The organism is Jiangella sp. DSM 45060 (assembly GCF_900105175.1).
Lineage (GTDB): Bacteria > Actinomycetota > Actinomycetes > Jiangellales > Jiangellaceae > Jiangella.
Genome location: NZ_LT629771.1, coordinates 6,914,739 through 6,929,339 on the forward strand (window position 1 = coordinate 6,914,739; position 14,601 = coordinate 6,929,339).

Here is a 14,601-nt window from a genome sequence, read left to right on the forward strand (position 1 = left end):
GCGTCTTTTCCGTGGTCGATCCGTGGTCGGCACGGATGTCCGGACCCACCCCGCGGCCCGATCGTGAAGTCATCGCAAAAAAGTTCGCCGCGGATGTCGAGAACCCGCCCCAGGCATCGACGTACCGGGTGAGACGCCCAGAGGGAGACGACGATGACCATCACGATCCAGCACCAGCAGACCACCGCCGCCACCGCCCTGCGCGGCGCCATCGCGGGCGCCGTCCACGAGCCCGGCGACGCCGGGTACGACGCGCACCGCAAGCCGCTGCTGCCCACGCTCGACCCGCGACCGGACGTCGTCGTCGAGGCGCGGTCGACGGCGGACGTGCAGGCCGCCGTGCGTGCGGCCCGCGAGCACGGGCTGGCGTTCTCGGTCCAGGCGACCGGCCACGGCACCTACGTCCCCAACGACGGCGGGCTGCTGCTCAAGACGACGGCGATGTCGTCGGTCTTCGTCGACCCGGCCCGGCAGGTCGTTCGCGTCCGCCCCGGCACCGTGTGGGGCGACGTGCTGGCCGCGACCCGGCCGTACGGGCTGGCGCCGCTGTCCGGCTCGTCGCCGGCCGTCGGCGTCACCGGCTACACGCTCGGCGGCGGCATGGGCTGGCTGGCCCGCAAGCACGGCTTCGCCGCGGACAGCGTCCTCTCCGCCGACATCGTGACCGCCGACGGCGAGCTGCTCACCGTCGGGCCCGACCGGCACCCGGACCTGTTCTGGGCGATCCGCGGCGGTGGCGGCGGCTTCGGCGTCGTGACGTCGCTGGAGTTCCGCGTCTACCCGGTGGCGCAGGTCTACGGCGGCATCTCCTGGTTCGACGTGTCCCGCGCCGGCGACGCGCTGCGGGTCTACCGCGACTGGGCCGCCGCCGCGCCCGACGAGATGAGCTCGGCCGTCGTGCTGACGACCATCCCGGACGTCGAGGCCGTGCCGGCCGAGCTGCGCGGGCGCCGTGCGCTGGGCGTCAAGGCCCTGTACGCCGGCCGCGCCGACGACGCCGAGCGGCTGCTCCGCCCGCTGCGGCTGGCCGCCGGTCCGGCGCTGGTCGACGGCTACCGGAGCATGGAGTACGCCGACGCCGCGATGGGCGGCACGCCGGCCCGGTTCTTCGACTTCTTCCCGGCCCTCGGCGACGACGTCGTCGACACCGTGGTCGAGGCCGCCGAGGCGGGGTCGGCGGTGGAGATCCGCAACTACGGCGGCGCGACCGCCCGTCCCGGCCCCGGCGCCGGCCCGGTCTCGCACCGCGGCGTGCCGTTCAGCGTCATCCTCGACCGGCCGACGCCGGAGTTCGTGGACCGGCTGCGTCCGCACGGCATCGGCGGCGCGTTCCTCAACTTCCTCGCCGACACCACCCGGACGGCGGCCGCCTACACCCCGGCCGACTACGCCCGGCTGCGCACCGTCAAGGCCGCCTACGACCCGGACGGCTTCTTCGGCCAGGGTCACGCCGCCCTCGGCCGCTGATCACCCGGCGGTTGTCCCCGTCCTCCTTGCAATCAGCACCCATACGCATCGGTGCCGGCGCACAGCCCGCGATGCGTATGGGTGCTCATTGCAAAGGGACGCTCTCGCCTGCATCAGGCCAGGGCGCGGACGCGGGCCAGGCGCTCGCGCCACCAGCGTTCGCGTGCGGGGTCGGTCAGGCGGTACTCCTCCAGACGCGCGGGGTGCGGCGACGGCGGCAGCTGCGGGACGGGGAGCGACCCGCCCACGGGCCGCAGGCTGACGTCGTCGCCGACGAGGTCGCCGGTGAACAGCGAGAGGGTCCCGAGGCCGCACGCGTACGGCAGCTCCGGCAGTGCCGCCGCGAGCGCCAGCTGACCGGCCAGCCCGACGCTGGTCTCCAGTGCCGACGACACGACGCACGGCAGGCCGGCCGCCTCGGCGACCCGCAACGCCCGACGCACCCCGCCCAGCGGCGTCCCCTTGATGACGGCGACGTCGGCAGCGCCCGCGACGGCGACGCGCAGTGGGTCGTCGGCGCGGCGGATCGACTCGTCGGCCGCGATCGGCACGTCGACCGCCCGCCGCACCGCCGCCAGCTCGTCCAGCGTCCGGCACGGCTGCTCCGCGTACTCCAGCCCACCCGCCGACCCATCCAGCAGCCGCAGCGACCGCACCGCCGTCGCGACGTCCCACGCCGCGTTGGCGTCGACCCGGACCCGACCGCCCGGCCCGAGCGCGGAACGCACCGCCTCGACCCGCGCCACGTCGTCGGCCAGCGAGTCCGCGTGGTCGGCGACCTTCACCTTCGCCGTCGTGCACCCCGACGCCGCGACCAGCTCGTACGCCCGCTCCGGACCGACCGCCGGGACCGTGCAGTTCACCGGGATCCGGTCCCGCAGCGGCGACGGCGGTGGCCGCGTCGCCTGCTCCACGGCCGCAAGCAGCCAGGGCACGGACTCGGCGTCGTCGTAGTCGGCGAACGGGCAGAACTCGCCCCAGCCGGCCGGGCCCTCGATCAGCACGCCCTCGCGGACGGTGATGCCGCGGAACCGGGTGCGCAGCGGGATCGCGTAGACCAGTGCGCCCGCGAAGTCGAGGTCGGCCACGCGTCCATGCTGCCAGGGGGTTTGATCAGCCCACCGCCGGGCACACCTTCGGTGACATGGACTGGTTCGCCGCCGAGGGGTACTGGTTGAGCCGGCTGGTGTTCCAGCGGGCTCTGGCCGTCGTGTACCTGCTGGCCTTCCTCGGCGCCGTCCGCCAGTTCCGCGCGCTGATCGGCGAGCACGGCCTGACGCCGGTGCCGCGGTACGTGGCGCGGGTGCCGTTCCGGCGGGCGCCGAGCCTGTTCCAGTGGCACTACTCCGACCGCTTCTTCGCCGCCGTCGCGTGGCTGGGCGTGGCGTGGTCGGCCGCTCTCCTGCTCGGTCTCGCCGACGGCCTGCCGGTGTGGGCCAACCTGCTCGCCTGGCTGGTGCCGTGGGCGCTGTACCTGTCGATCGTGCAGGTCGGGCAGGTCTGGTACGGCTTCGGCTGGGAGTCGCTGCTGTGCGAGGTCGGGTTCCTGGCCGTCTTCCTCGGCCCGGCGGACGTGGCGCCGCCGCTGCTGGTGCTGGTCGCGCTGTGGTGGGTGCTGTTCCGGCTGGAGTTCGGCGCCGGGCTGATCAAGCTGCGCGGCGACCCCTGCTGGCGCGACCTGACGTGCCTGTACTACCACCACGAGACGCAGCCGCTGCCGAACCCGCTGAGCTGGTGGTTCCACCGGCTGCCCCGGTGGGCGCACCGAGCGGAGGCGGCGGCGAACCACGTCACCCAGCTGGTCGTCCCGTTCCTGCTGTTCGCGCCGCAGCCGGTGCGCACGGTCGCCGCCGTCGTCGTCATCGTGACGCAGGGCTGGCTGGTGCTGAGCGGCAACTTCGCCTGGCTCAACGTGCTGACGATGGTGGTGGCGACGACGGCGGCCGGCGGCGGGCTGTGGGGCGCGCTGCTGCCGGTCGGCCCGCCGGCCGGGCTGGACGACCCGCCCGCCTGGTACGCCGTCGCCGTCGTCGCGCTGGCCCTGGCGCTGGTCGTCATGAGCTACTGGCCGGTGCGGAACCTGCTCTCCCGTGGGCAGGTGATGAACACCAGCTTCAACCCGCTGCTGCTGGTGAACACGTACGGCGCGTTCGGCAGCATCACGCGGGTCCGGCGCGAGGTCGTCATCGAGGGGACCTCCGACCCGGTGCCGGGGCCGGACACCGTCTGGCAGGAGTACGGGTTCCGCGCCAAGCCGGGCGACGTGCGCCGGCGGCCGCCACAGGTGGCGCCGTACCACCTGCGGCTGGACTGGCTGATGTGGTTCGCCGCGATCGCACCGGCCTACGCGCAGCCGTGGTTCCCGGTGCTGCTGGCGAAGCTGCGCGACAACGACCCCGACGTGGTGGCGCTGCTGCGGCACAACCCGTACCCGCACCTGCCGCCCGCGCACGTGCGGGCGCGGCTCTACCGGTACCGGTTCACCGACCGGCGGGAGCGTCGCGACACCGGCGCGTGGTGGCACCGGACGCTCATCGGCGACTACCGGGCCTGAACATACGCTGGCCCCGGGCTCGGCGCCCGGGGCCTCAGCGTTCTGTGCGTGGTGTCAGCCTGCCTTGACGGCGTACTCGTCGCGTGCGGCCTCGAGCAGCCCACGCCACGAGTCGACCTCGGGCCGACGGCGGAGGAGGGCGCGACGCTCTCGCTCCGTCATGCCGCCCCAGATGCCGAACTCAGTGCGGTTGTCCAGCGCGTCGGCCAGGCACTCGGTGCGCACCGGGCAGCCGAGGCACACGGCCTTGGCCCGGTTCTGCGCCGCGCCCTGGACGAACAGCTCGTCCGGCTCGCTGCTCCGGCACGCCGCCAAGCTGGTCCAGTCATCGATCCATGTCATCCGGCTGTCACCCCCGTCAACTTGGTGAACACACCAAACCCTCTCTAGTTCACCCCGATGACGTGACGCTATGCAAACACGAGGGTCATGACCAGACCCTGATTGACCGAAACTAATATCAACCGGTTGGACGATGGCGGGGACCTCGAACTTCTGGTAGTTCCCGGCGCGCCGACTGTCGGTTAGAGCCAGTGTGGCATAAGCACGTAAGCTTGCCGTCCATGGCGATACGTCCCTCCGCCGTGGTTGCCACGGTACGCCGTGTCCTCCTCGTGGCGGGCGTCGCCGCGCTGTGCGGCGTCCTGCTCGCTGGCCTCGCCCTGCCCGTCGTGGCGGGCCTCGGCCTCACCGCGCGCGAAAGCGCCGACACCTTCGCGGCCATGCCGGCCGACCTCGAGCCCGGCCCCATGGCCCAGACGTCCTACATGTACGACGCCGACGGCGCGCAGCTGGCCACGTTCTTCGAAGAGAACCGGGTCGAGGTCGGGCTCGACGCCATCGCACCGGTCATGAAGGACGCCATCCTCGCCATCGAGGACGACCGCTTCTACGAGCGCGGCCCCATCGACATCCAGGGCACGTTGCGCGCGCTGCTGCGCAACGTCGAGGCCGGCGAGACCCAGGGCGGCGGCTCCACGCTCACTCAGCAGTACGTCAAGCAGGTGCGCGTCTCGCAGGCCACCACGCCCGAGGAGGTCGCCGAGGTCCAGGCCAGCACCGGCACCGAGGGCTACCGCCGGAAGCTGGAAGAGCTGCGCATGGCCGTCCAGGTCGAGCAGGAGCTCAGCAAGGACGAGATCCTCCAGCGCTACCTCAACATCGCCTTCTTCGGGTCCCGCTCGTACGGCATCGAGGCGGCGGCACGCACGTACTTCTCCACCTCGGCCGCGGAGCTGACGCTGCCGCAGGCCGCGCTGCTGGCCGGCATCGTGCAGCAGCCGGTCGCCTACGACCCCACCAACGACCCAGAGGCCGCGCTCGGCCGCCGCAACGTCGTGCTCAACCGCATGGCCGCCACCGGGCGCATCACCGAGCAGGAGGCCGCCGAGGCGCGCCAGACCGACCTCGGGCTGAACCTCAGCGCCACGCCCAACGGCTGCGTGGCGTCCTACGCCGGCTACTTCTGCGACTACGTGCGGCGCGAACTGCTCACCATGCCCGAGCTGGGCGAGACCCGCCAAGAGCGCGAGGCCATGCTCGAGCGCGGCGGCCTGCGGGTCGAGACCACCATCAGCCCGTCCGCGCAGCAGGCGGCCCAGGCCGCGGTGTCCGACCGCGTCGCGCCCACCGACTCCGTCATCGGCTCGCTCGCCACGGTGCAGCCCAACAACGGCTACATCCGGGCCATGGCCAACTCCCGCAACTTCGGCGTCGAGGGCGACGGCGTCAGCAACCTCAACTACGCCGTCGACGAAGTCATGGGCGGCGGCAGCGGCATCCAGTCCGGTTCGACGTTCAAGACGTTCGTGCTGGCGGCCGCCATCGACCAGGGCATCCCGCTCAACACGTCGATCAACTCGCCGCAGCAGGTCAACCTGCGGGTCAACTCGTTCAGCACCTGCGACGGCCGCATCCGCAGCAGCGAGACGTGGTCGCCGAAGAACTCCACCGGCAGCGGCACGTTCAACCTGCGCACCGGCACCGAGCGCTCGGTCAACACGTTCTTCGCCCAGCTCGAGCAGCGCACCGGGCTGTGCCTGCCGGCCACCATCGCCCAGGGCGCCGGCGTCATGCGCGCCGACCTCGACGAGGACGGCGCGGTGCAGCCGCTGAGCCAGGTGCCGTCGTTCACGCTGGGCGCCAACGAGGTGTCGCCGCTGTCCATGGCCGCGGGCTACGCGATGTTCGCCAACCGCGGCGCGCACTGTCCCACCACCTCGGTCGCCCGGGTGCTCGACAGCGAGGGCAACGTGCTGGTCGACCACACCCAGCCGACCTGCGAGCAGGTCGTCAAGCCCGAGGTCGCCGACGCCGTCAACTCGGTCCTGCAGGGCGTCGTCCACAACTCCGGCGCCACCGGCAACCGCATGCGGCTCGACGACGGCCGCATCGCCGCCGGCAAGACCGGTACCACCAACGGCGCCATCGCCGTCTGGTTCGTCGGCTACACGCCGCAGCTGTCCACCGCCGTCGCCGTCGCCGACGTCGAGGCGCCGCAGCAGTCGCTCGATGGCCGCACGTACAACGGCGAGCGCATCGGCGAGGCGTGCGGTGGCTGCATCCCCGGTCCCATCTGGAAGACGATGATGGACCGCGCGCTCGACGGCGCCGAGAAGGTCAACTTCACCGCGCCCGACCCCGAGACCATCCGCGGCGTCACCGTCCCGGTGCCCGACGTCCGCGGCATGGGCACCGACGAGGCCATCCAGACGCTTCAGGAGGCCGGGTTCAGCGCCTCGGTGGCCGGCGAGGTGAACTCAGACTTACAGGAAGGCCTCGTCGTCAGCACCGAGCCAGGTGCCGGCGCCGAGGTCGGCTCGGGTTCGAGCATCGCGATCACGGTCAGCAACGGCGAGCCAGAAGAGCCGTCCAACGAGCCGACCATCGGCATCCCCACCGAGCCGCCGAACTTCGGCGACGAAGACGGTGAAGGCGGTGGCGAGGACGGCTGGCGCGACGGCTTCTCACCGGGCGAGCTGTTGCCGGGCGAGCTACTCCCCGCGAACTAGCGCGGCCGGACGCCCGCCATGGCCCGGAGCAGACGCAGGCGCGTCTGGTCCGTGCTGGCGGGCGTCCTTGCCGTTGTGGTCCTCGTCGTCGCGACGTTCGCCGTCATGGTCTGGCGCGACTGGCGGCAGGGCGAAGACGACGCTCGGGACGACCAGGCCCGGCACGCCGAGATCGTCCGCGGGAAGCTGGAGCGGCTGCGCGACGACGGACCGCTCGAGGAGGCGGACGTCGACGCTCTGCTGTTCACGGTCCAGGGCAGCAGGCTGATCTCGATGACCGAGCGGCCAGATGACGTCCGCGTCGTTGCGTACGTGCCTGGGTTCGGTGCGCCGGCGCTGGGTGTATCGGGTCCGTCCTACGCCTGGTTCGGATTCACGATTCCTTCGTCGTCAGCGCCCGTCACCGTTGAGCGACTGTCGGCCGGCGGCGGATCCGGCCGGCCGGAGGAGTGCATCGGTTAGCGGCGGGCGTCGAAGAGGGCGCCGATCTGGCGGAGACCGTCGAGGTCGTGGACGTCGCCGGCGAGGGCGGGGATGCGGGTGACCGGGACCTCCGGGTGCGCCCCGCTGAACCGTTCGCCGATCCGCTCGTCGCGGGCGGCCAGCTTGAGGCGGTCGGCGTGCAGGCGCAGCAGGGCCGCCGTCAGCGCGTGCGATCCGGACGACTCCAGCCGCTCGGCCGCGGCCACCGCCTGCTCCGCGCCGATGCCCGCCGCCTCGGAGGCGTGCACCCGGTTGAGCACGAGGCCGGCCAGCGGCATCGCGTCGCGGCCGAGGCGGTCGACGAAGTAGGAGGCCTCGCGCAGGGCGTCGTGCTCGGGGGCCGCGACGACGACGAAGGCGGTCTCGGGGCGCTTGAGCAGTGCGTACGTCTGCTCAGCCCGTTCCCGGAAGCCGCCGAACATGGTGTCGAGCGCGTTGACGAACGTCGACACGTCGCGCAGCAGCTCGCCGCCGAGGATCTTGGTGAGTGCCGACGTGACGACGTTGAACCCGGCGTGCAGCAGCTTGAGGTACGTCCGCCCGCCGGCCCGCGCCGTGCCGCCGAGCAGCCGGATCAGCCGTCCGTCGAGGAACGAGCCGAGCCGCTCCGGGGCGTCGAGGAAGTCCAGTGCCGACCGCGCCGGCGGGGTGTCGACGACGATGAGGTCCCAGTCGGACCGGGCCCGCAGCTGGCCCAGCTTCTCCATGGCCATGTACTCCTGCGTCCCCGCGAACGACGACGACAGCGCCTGGTAGAACGGGTTGGCCAGGATCTGCTTGGCGCGGTCCGGCGTGGTGTGCTCCTCGACCACCTCGTCGAACGTGCGCTTCATGTCCAGCATCATCGCGTCGAGGCTGCCGCCGGCCGCGCCGTCGACACCCTTGACGGCGCGCGGGGTGTTGTCGAGCTCGGACAGCCCCATCGACTGCGCCAGCCGCCGGGCCGGGTCGATGGTCAGGACGACGGCCTTGCGGCCCCGCTCGGCGGCGCGCAGCGCGATGGCCGCCGCCGTGGTGGTCTTGCCGACGCCGCCGGAGCCGCAGGTGACGACGATGCGGATGCGGCGGTCGTCGATGAGGCGGTCGACGTCGAAGTGGGCGGGCTTCGCGGCCCGAGGTCCGGGGTTCACACGGCACCCTGCTCGGCCAGCGCGTCGGCCAGTTCGTAGAGGGCGGTGGGGTCGATGCCGTCGGCGACGCGCGGCAGCTCGTACACCGGCCGGCCGAGGTCGTCGACCAAGGCCCGCTGGGTCTGCTCCAGCGCCGTGCGCTCGGCGTGGTCGGCGGCCTCGCCGGTGAGGAGGCCGACGACGGCGTCGGTGGCGGGCAGCCCCGCCGCGCGCAGCCCGGCCAGCACGTCGTCGTGGTCGAGCCGGCGGCGCCGGGCGGCGGGCAGCGACCGGGCGGCGAGGTGCGGAGGGCGGACCTGGTTGACGACGACGGCGCCCACCGGGATGCCCGCGGCGTGGAGGTCGGTGACGGCGTCGGACGTCTCCTGGACCGGCATGTCCTCGAGCAGCGTCACGACGTGCACGGCCGTGCGCGGGCTGTGGATGAGGTCGGTGATGGAGTTGGCCTGCCGGTTGATCGGGCCGACCCGGGCCAGCGACGAGACCGACGTGGTGACGTCGAGGAACCGGACCACCCGGCCGGTCGGCGGCGCGTCGAGCACGACGGCGTCGTAGGCGAAGTGGTCGCCCGTGCGCCGGCGGGTGGCCTCGTACGCCTTGCCGGTGAGCAGGACGTCGCGCAGGCCCGGCGCGATGGTGGTGGCGAAATCGACGAAGCCGAGCTTGTCGAGCGCACGGCCGGCCCGGCCCAGCCGGTAGAACATCGCGAGGTACTCGTGCATGGCCTCGCGCGCGTCGATGGCCAGCGCATACACCTCACCGCCACCGGGCGCGGAGGCCACCCGCTGCTCCTCGTACGCCAGCGGTGGCACGTCGAACAGCTGGGCCAGGCCCTGCCGCTCCTCGACCTCGGCGATGAGCACGCGGCGCCCGCCTGCCGCCAGCGCCATGGCCAGTGCCCCTGCCACGGTCGTCTTCCCGGTGCCACCCTTCCCGGTGACGACGTGCAGCCGCACGCCCTCCCAGTCGCCCATACCCCCAGAGCCTACGGAACCGCGCGCACGTGCTGCGTGAAGGATCGGATCGACCGTCCGTGCAGCAGCCGCTGCAGCCCGAACCCGGCCGCCAGCGTGAGCCAGCCGCCGACCGCGTCGAGCACGTAGTGGTTGCCGGTGGCCGTGATGACCAGCACCGTCGCCAGCGGGTACAGCACGCCGAGGGTGCGCAGCCACTTGTTGCGGGCGAACAGGAACAGGGTGATGCCGCACCACATGGACCAGCCGGCGTGCATGGACGGCATGGCGGCGTACTGGTTCGACAGGCTCTGGAGGTCACCGGACGTCAGCGCGCCCACGGTCTGGTGGATGGCGACAGTGTCGTAGAACAGGCCGGACGGCAGCAGCCGCGGCGGCGCGAGCGGGTACAGGTAGTAGCCGAACAGCGCCAGCGCGGTGGTGAGCACCAGCACGGTGCGGGCCGCCCGGTAGCGGCCGGGGTGGCGGACGAACAGCCAGATCAGCACCGCACCGGTGACCACGAAGTGCAGGGACACGTAGAAGTAGTTGACGGTGAGGGTCAGCCACTGCACGGCGTGCACGGTGTGGTTCAGCCAGAGCTCGAAGTCGATGCTCAAGCTCTGCTCGGTGCCCCAGAGACGGACGCTGTTGGCGACGGCGCGGGCGCGGTCGTCGGGCACGCTGTTGCGGATGACGGAGTACACGGCGTAGAACGCGACGAGGATGCCGAGCTCGACGATGAGGATGGGGCGTCGCGGCGTGCGGATGTGGCGGACGACCCACCGCAACAGATCGGACGGGGTACGCGGAGGCGCCGGCGCGGGCGTGTCCCGCGCCGGCTCGTCCACGAGCGACGGATGTGCCACCCTGGTTCCCCCAGTACAGGTTCAGGTCGTCGTCAGGTCACGCCGGCGGAAGCCGAGCAGACCGATCCAGATGAGGGCGACCGCTAGCACACCCATTATGACAACCGCTGCCGTGTCGAGGTCTCCTCCTGGAAGAGTAGATGCGGCGTCGAAGGGCGAGATCTTCGTCACCCAGTCGGGGAACTGGAAGAATCCGCCCAGCACACCGACCACCACGCCGAAGGTCAGCACCACCCAGCCGAGGTGCACCAGCTGGGGCGCCCACCCGAACAGCGCGACGACGATCGCGACCACCAGCCAGACGCCCACCACGTGCGCCAGCGCGGTCCCGAGGAGCTTGCCGACCATGCTGCCGTCGTCGAGCGTGAGGGCGCCGGTGATGCCCAGGCCGAGGCCGCCCACCAGCATGATCAGCAGGCTGCCGCCGAGCGCGACGATCAGGTGACTGGCGGCGAACCGGGTGCGCGAGACCGAGGTGGCCAGCACCGGTTCGGCGCGGCCGGAGGTCTCCTCTGTGCGCAGCCGCAGCATGGACGTCAGGCCGTAGGCGGCGGCGAGCAGCGCCATCATCATCACGACCATGCCCATGAACCCGTCGATCAGGCTGCCGGCGTCGCCCAGGAAGTCCTGGATGGTGGAGTTGTCGGAGACGAACTCCTCGATCGACGGCGCGAGGCTGCCGTAGGCGACCCCGAACACCAGCAGGCCCACGCCCCAGCCGATGAGGCCGCCGCGCTGCAGCCGGACGGCCAGGCCCAGCGGCGACGCCAGGTCCTTGCCGGCGCGCGGGCTGCCCGGGCTCGGCTGCACCAGGCCGGCGCCGACGTCGCGGCGGCTGGTGGTGGCGTACGCGACGGCCATCAGGACCGCGGTGAGGGCGACCGCGATCAGCAGCGGCCACCACCGGTCGTCGACGTAGACCCGGGTGCGCTGCGCCCAGCCGATGGGCGACAGCCAGGACAGCCACTCCGCGCCGACGTCGCCGATGGCGCGCAGCGCGAACGCGACGCCCAGCGCGGCGGCGGCGAGCCCCGTCGCGGTCCGGGCGTGCTCGGTGACCTGCGCCGTCAGTGCGCCGACGCCGGCGAAGACGAGACCGACCGAGGCGACGGCGGCCCCGAACAGCAGCGAGCTGGACGTGGACAGCTCGTCCAGGGCGCTCGGCATCAGCAGGCCGAGCAGCAGGCCGATCAGCAGGTTCGCCCCGGCGACGACCGTGAACGCGGCCGTGGTGCCGGCGTGCCGGCCGAGGACCCCGGCCCGCAGCAGCTCGGTGCGGCCGGTCTCCTCCTCGGCGCGGGTGTGCCGGACCATGAGCAGGATGCTCATCAGCGCCATGGTGATGGCGACCCACAGCAGCAGCTCGTTCGCCGTCATGGCGCCGAACGTGTAGTTGTCCGTCCCGTAGGCGGGACCGGTCAGGGCGACCGTGGCGGGGTTGTCGAGCAGGTCGGCGCGGGCCTGCCGGTCGGCCTGCGTCGGGTAGGTCTCGGGGAAGGTCGGCAGGCTGCCGACCACCAGCAGGACGATGGCGCCGATCCAGATGGGCAGCCGGACGCGGTCGCGGCGCAGGATGAACCGGATCATCGTCGCCGTGCCGGTGAGCGTGGACCCGCCCTGGCGCCGCTGAGCGGCGTGCTGACGAGGCCGGTCGGCGGTGGTGACGCTCACGACGAGGCACCCGCCTCGGCCGCGACGCCCTCGGCGGCCAGCTCGTCGCCGTAGTGGCGCAGGAACAGCTCTTCCAGCGTGGGCGGCTGGCTGGTGAGGGTCTGGATGCCGAACCCGCTCAGGTGCCGGACGGCGCCGTCGAGCTGAGCGGTGTCGACGTCGAAGGTGACGCGGTGGTCCTCGACGACGAGGTCGTGGATGCCGGGCAGCTGGTCGATGCCGGTGACGGACCGCTCGGTCTCGGCGTGGATGGACGTGCGGGTGAGGTGACGCAGCTCGGCCAGCGTGCCGCTCTCGACGATCTTGCCCGCGCGGATGATGCTGACGCGGTCGCACAGCTTCTCGACCTCGGTGAGGATGTGGCTGGACAGCAGCACCGTCTTGCCGTCGTCCTTCCACTCGTCGATGACCTCGTTGAAGACGGCCTCCATCAGCGGGTCGAGGCCGGAGGTCGGCTCGTCGAGGATGAGCAGCTCGACGTCGGAGGCCAGCGCCGCGACCAGCGCCACCTTCTGCCGGTTGCCCTTCGAGTAGGTGCGGCCCTTCTTCGTCGGGTCGAGGTCGAACCGCTCGAGCAGCTCCTGGCGGCGCTTCTCGTCCAGCCCGCCGCGCAGCCGGCCGAGCAGGTCGATGGCCTCGCCGCCGGTGAGGTTGGGCCAGAGGTTCACGTCGCCCGGGACGTAGGCCAGCCGCCGGTGCAGCGAGACGGCGTCGTCCCAGGGGTCGCCGTCGAGCAGTCGTGCGGTGCCGGAGTCGGCCCGCAGCAGCCCCAGCAGGACGCGGATCGTCGTCGACTTGCCGGCCCCGTTGGGGCCGAGGAAACCGTGGACCTCGCCGGTGGAGACCCGGAGGTCGAGCCCGTCGAGAGCGCGGACCGTGCCGAAGGTCTTCACGACGCCGGCGACGTCGATCGCAGTTGTCATGCTGGCGACACTACACACTCTTCACAGTTTTGTGAATTGCTTTAAGTCAGTTATGGTCGGGTGCACAGGGGGTGGTCCGGAGTGTCCGCTGACGATCGCGAGCGCGCGCGCAGCCGGTTCGTCGAGCAGTTCGCGATGGTGCTCAACGACGCCGGCATGCAGCGCATGCCGGCCCGCGTGTTCGCCTACGTGCTGGCCTCCGACGCCGATTCGCACACCGCGACCCAGCTCGCCGACGGCCTGCAGGTCAGCCCGGCGGCCATCTCGGGGGCGGTGCGGCCGCTGATGGACATGGGGGTCCTGGTGCGCGAGCGGGTCCCGGGCGAACGGTCCGATCACTACCGCGTCTACAGCGACGATGTGTGGTCGACGCTCATCGAGCGGCAGGATCCGATGTTCCGCCACATCGACGTGCTGCTCACCAGCGGCTTGGGCGTCCTGGCGCCGGGCGCCGGTCGCCGGCGGGTCCGCGAGACGCGCGAGTTCTACCGCTTCATGTACACGCAGATGGACACACTGTCGGCGCGGTGGCGAGCGCACCGGGCCGAGGTCACGGCGTCACCGGAACCTGTTCGGGCCGCGTCGGGCGAGTGACCGGCGCCCGGCTGCCGCGCGCCAGCAGCACCACCCCGGCCATGGCGGTCAGCGCGGCCGCCACCGACAGCGTCACCTCGACCGGGCCGCCGGTGAACCGCTCGCCGAGCAGCCCGATGCCGATGGCCGAGGCCGTCACCGGGTTGACGATGGTCGCGGTGGCCAGTGGGGCCCCGAGCCCGCCGCGGTACGCCCGGCGGGCCAGCAGCAGCCCCGTCGCCGCCAGCACCAGCACCACGGCGCTGGCCGGCTGCAGGGCGGCGGACATGCCGGAGTCGCTGACCCGGATGGTCACCGTCTGGGTCAGCGCCGACGACACCCCAAACGTCGCGCCGGCGGCGAGCGCGAACAGCAGGCTGCGCCGGACCGGCCGCAGTGGGAGCCGGGCCGCGCCCGCGATGGCGACCGCGGTCAGCGCGACGACGGCGAGGGTGAGGAGCAGGATCTGCGTGGAGGTCAGCTCGCTGCGTGGTCGCGTCGGCGCGGCCAGCAGCAACAGGCCGGCGAGGCCGGCCATGCTCAGCGCCATGCCGCGCCACTCGCGCGGCGTGACTCGGCGCCGCGTCAGCGCCCACGACAGCACCAGCGCGAACGCGAGGCTGAGCACGCCCAGAGGCTGCACCAGTGTCAGCGGGCCGAAGTGCAGCGCGCCCACGTGCAGTGCGGACGCGCCGACGGTGAGGGCGGTGGGGTACCACCAGCGGCGCTGGGCGACCATGCCGAGCGCGGCCAGCGCGTGCAGGCTCGCAGCACCGGCGGCGAAGGCCACCGCGAAACCCGTGCTGCTCACCGCCGTCCCCCAATCCACGGCCGTGAGGCGGCTCGACCGCAACGCCCACGGCTCCACCGAGAATACGGTGGTTCGCCGGAGCGCGCGGCCTCGGCACCCCCGCCTGGAAGCCAACCTAGCGTGCATTCACGAAGTTGTGAAATGGCTGAACGTATG

At 72.3% G+C, this 14,601-nt stretch carries 13 protein-coding genes; 5 read left to right on the top strand and 8 right to left on the bottom strand.

From position 1 onward, the window contains the following. The first annotated feature begins 153 nt into the window (after window positions 1-153). The gene (locus BLU82_RS31275) at window positions 154-1,467 is read left to right on the top strand and encodes an FAD-binding oxidoreductase (protein WP_092624735.1); all 1,314 of its coding nucleotides are present in this window, start codon (window positions 154-156) and stop codon (window positions 1,465-1,467) included. A 113-nt stretch (window positions 1,468-1,580) separates the two neighbouring features. Here the strand turns inward: BLU82_RS31275 and BLU82_RS31280 are convergent, their stop codons facing one another. Further along, the gene (locus BLU82_RS31280) at window positions 1,581-2,555 is read right to left on the bottom strand and encodes an o-succinylbenzoate synthase (protein ID WP_092624736.1); all 975 of its coding nucleotides are present in this window, start codon (window positions 2,553-2,555) and stop codon (window positions 1,581-1,583) included. 56 nt (window positions 2,556-2,611) lie between these two features. On the opposite strand from BLU82_RS31280, the gene BLU82_RS31285 reads away from it, so the two are divergent. After that, on the top strand, window positions 2,612-4,021 hold the full coding sequence (locus BLU82_RS31285) for a lipase maturation factor family protein (protein ID WP_092624737.1): 1,410 nt from the start codon (window positions 2,612-2,614) through the stop codon (window positions 4,019-4,021). Window positions 4,022-4,075: 54 nt separating this feature from the next. Here BLU82_RS31285 and BLU82_RS31290 read toward each other — a convergent pair whose 3' ends face one another. Beyond that, on the bottom strand, window positions 4,076-4,363 hold the full coding sequence (locus tag BLU82_RS31290) for a WhiB family transcriptional regulator (RefSeq protein WP_092624738.1): 288 nt from the start codon (window positions 4,361-4,363) through the stop codon (window positions 4,076-4,078). Between the two features lie 221 nt (window positions 4,364-4,584). Here BLU82_RS31290 and BLU82_RS31295 point away from each other — a divergent pair, with 221 nt between their 5' ends. Next, a complete protein-coding gene (locus BLU82_RS31295) occupies window positions 4,585-7,032 on the top strand; it encodes a transglycosylase domain-containing protein (RefSeq protein WP_092624739.1) in 2,448 nt (815 codons plus the stop codon). An 18-nt stretch (window positions 7,033-7,050) separates the two neighbouring features. Next, window positions 7,051-7,494 carry a hypothetical protein gene (locus BLU82_RS31300; RefSeq protein ID WP_157741388.1) on the top strand — a complete coding sequence of 148 codons (444 nt, stop codon included), beginning with the start codon at window positions 7,051-7,053 and terminating at the stop codon, window positions 7,492-7,494. Here BLU82_RS31300 and BLU82_RS31305 read toward each other — a convergent pair. Genes BLU82_RS31305 through BLU82_RS31325 form a run of 5 tightly spaced genes read right to left on the bottom strand, consistent with a single transcriptional unit; the run spans window position 7,491 to window position 13,061 of the window. Then, window positions 7,491-8,645 carry an ArsA-related P-loop ATPase gene (locus tag BLU82_RS31305; protein ID WP_092624741.1) on the bottom strand — a complete coding sequence of 385 codons (1,155 nt, stop codon included), beginning with the start codon at window positions 8,643-8,645 and terminating at the stop codon, window positions 7,491-7,493. The two genes, BLU82_RS31300 and BLU82_RS31305, sit on opposite strands and share 4 nt — an antisense overlap. Then, on the bottom strand, window positions 8,642-9,619 hold the full coding sequence (locus tag BLU82_RS31310) for an ArsA-related P-loop ATPase (RefSeq protein ID WP_092624742.1): 978 nt from the start codon (window positions 9,617-9,619) through the stop codon (window positions 8,642-8,644). Before BLU82_RS31310 ends, BLU82_RS31305 begins: the two co-directional genes overlap by 4 nt. A gap of 11 nt (window positions 9,620-9,630) precedes the next feature. Continuing rightward, the gene (locus BLU82_RS31315) at window positions 9,631-10,467 is read right to left on the bottom strand and encodes a phosphatase PAP2 family protein (protein ID WP_092624743.1); all 837 of its coding nucleotides are present in this window, start codon (window positions 10,465-10,467) and stop codon (window positions 9,631-9,633) included. Between the two features lie 21 nt (window positions 10,468-10,488). After that, window positions 10,489-12,138, bottom strand: coding sequence for an ABC transporter permease (locus tag BLU82_RS31320; RefSeq protein ID WP_092624744.1), 1,650 nt, complete (start codon window positions 12,136-12,138; stop codon window positions 10,489-10,491). Continuing rightward, complete coding sequence (locus tag BLU82_RS31325) at window positions 12,135-13,061, bottom strand: ABC transporter ATP-binding protein (RefSeq protein WP_092624745.1); 927 nt, start codon at window positions 13,059-13,061, stop codon at window positions 12,135-12,137. Before BLU82_RS31325 ends, BLU82_RS31320 begins: the two co-directional genes overlap by 4 nt. Before the next feature lie 81 nt (window positions 13,062-13,142). Here BLU82_RS31325 and BLU82_RS31330 point away from each other — a divergent pair, with 81 nt between their 5' ends. Further along, window positions 13,143-13,655, top strand: coding sequence for a GbsR/MarR family transcriptional regulator (locus BLU82_RS31330; protein WP_197682590.1), 513 nt, complete (start codon window positions 13,143-13,145; stop codon window positions 13,653-13,655). Here BLU82_RS31330 and BLU82_RS31335 read toward each other — a convergent pair. Then, window positions 13,612-14,445 carry a DMT family transporter gene (locus tag BLU82_RS31335; RefSeq protein ID WP_092624747.1) on the bottom strand — a complete coding sequence of 278 codons (834 nt, stop codon included), beginning with the start codon at window positions 14,443-14,445 and terminating at the stop codon, window positions 13,612-13,614. The two genes, BLU82_RS31330 and BLU82_RS31335, sit on opposite strands and share 44 nt — an antisense overlap. Window positions 14,446-14,601: the final 156 nt, after the last annotated feature.

What these genes read in the sequence shown, in the direction of transcription:
- BLU82_RS31295 (WP_092624739.1), top strand. Translation starts at nt 4,585, where the DNA reads ATGGCGATACGTCCCTCCGCCGTGGTTGCCACGGTACGCCGTGTCCTC.
- BLU82_RS31310 (WP_092624742.1), bottom strand. Translation starts at nt 9,619, where the DNA reads ATGGGCGACTGGGAGGGCGTGCGGCTGCACGTCGTCACCGGGAAGGGT.
- BLU82_RS31275 (WP_092624735.1), top strand. Translation starts at nt 154, where the DNA reads ATGACCATCACGATCCAGCACCAGCAGACCACCGCCGCCACCGCCCTG.
- BLU82_RS31285 (WP_092624737.1), top strand. Translation starts at nt 2,612, where the DNA reads ATGGACTGGTTCGCCGCCGAGGGGTACTGGTTGAGCCGGCTGGTGTTC.
- BLU82_RS31290 (WP_092624738.1), bottom strand. Translation starts at nt 4,363, where the DNA reads ATGACATGGATCGATGACTGGACCAGCTTGGCGGCGTGCCGGAGCAGC.
- BLU82_RS31325 (WP_092624745.1), bottom strand. Translation starts at nt 13,061, where the DNA reads ATGACAACTGCGATCGACGTCGCCGGCGTCGTGAAGACCTTCGGCACG.
- BLU82_RS31300 (WP_157741388.1), top strand. Translation starts at nt 7,051, where the DNA reads ATGGCCCGGAGCAGACGCAGGCGCGTCTGGTCCGTGCTGGCGGGCGTC.